1 protein-coding gene is annotated in these 1394 nt (G+C 72.5%); it reads right to left on the bottom strand.

Annotated features, from left to right (window positions below; translation table 11 throughout):
• Window positions 1-1280: ATP-binding protein (locus DY218_RS24330; RefSeq protein ID WP_147336163.1), on the bottom strand; the 1280-nt coding region annotated here is incomplete at its 3' end.
• Between the last annotated feature and the right edge of the window lie 114 nt (window positions 1281-1394).

Below are 1394 nucleotides of genomic sequence, written 5' to 3'. Positions count from 1 at the left end.
GGCGGTACGGAGCCGGGGCCGGCCGGATCGGCGGCAGCGGGCGGCGGTGCGGAGCGATGCCCGCCCGGCTCCGCGACGGCAGGCGGCGGCACGGCACGCGGCCGTTCCGGTTCCCTGGCCGCGGGGGCGCTCGGCGGCGGTACGGACGGGTCCAGCGGCTGGCGCGGTACGTGCCGCACGCCGCCCTGTCCCGGCACCGGGGGCGCAATGGCGGGTTCACCGGCGCGCGGGCGGGGCACGGGCGCCTGCCCGGTCTCCTCGGCCGGTGGTGTGTCGGCCCCGGCCTGGCTGGTGAGCAGGCTGTGTGGCAGCAGGATCACGGCGCGCACGCCCCCGTAGGGACTGTGGTCGACGTTCACCGTGAAGCCGAAGCGGTGGGCGAGCAGGCCGACCACCCGGAACCCGAACTGGGGTGTCGAGCCGAGCGACGCGATCTCGATCTGGGACGTACCGGCGAGGAGTTCGACGGCCCTGCGCCGCTCCGCTTCGCCCATGCCGATGCCGTAGTCGTCGATCACGACGAGCGCTCCGTTGGGGACGGTGCGCAGATTGACCTCGATCTCGTGCTCCGGACGCGAGTAGCGCGCGGCGTTGTCGAGGAGCGCGGCGACGGCGAGGACGACGGGGTTGACCGCGTGCGAGAGCACGCTCACGTCGAGCATGCTGCGCACCTGGACGCGCTTGTAGTCGTGGATCTCACCGGCGGCGGCGCGCGCGACATCGGTCAGGGTGACCGGTTCGCGCTGGCGTCCGACGGTGCCACCGCAGATCACGGCGATGGTGCGGGCCCAGTTGCCCAGACCCGCGTTCTGGTGGTTGATCTCCATCAGCGATTCCAGGACCTGCGGATTGTCGAAGCGCCGCTCCATCGACTCGATGGAGCGCTGCTGGGACAGCGTCCGGGAGAGGAATCCGCTGGTGACGGCCTGCAGTGCGGTACGGACCGCGGCGTCGGCCCGGTCCCGTGCGTCGATCGTGGAGCCGTGGAACCGCTGGGCGACCACGGCCAGGGTCTGCTCGAACTCGGTACCGGCCAGGGCGTCGTTGGGCAGTGAGAACGGTCCTGGATCCTCGTTCGGATTCTCGATCTGGCGCAGATACGTCTCGGCCAGCCAGCGCAGCGCGGCATCGCGCTCGCGGCGCTGGTCGAGCGCGCGGGCACTGCGTCTGCGGTGCGTTCTGGCCACGCTGCGCTCGCGCAGTGCGACCACCACGAGCACCGGGATCACAAGGACGAGGAGCCAGAAGACCAGGTCCTGGCTTTGCAAGTAGTCGATCATCGTCACATCCGGGGTGGTCCCGGCGCTCCTTCGTAGTCGCGGCGGCTGGGATGAGCGGAGGGCGGCTCGCCGCGCTCGCGCGGGGGCGCGGCCGCCGCGTGCCGGGCGGCGACG

Source organism: Streptomyces triticagri, from assembly GCF_003429565.1.
GTDB classification, from domain to species: domain Bacteria; phylum Actinomycetota; class Actinomycetes; order Streptomycetales; family Streptomycetaceae; genus Streptomyces; species Streptomyces triticagri.
This window is presented reverse-complemented; position numbering and strand designations above follow the sequence as displayed.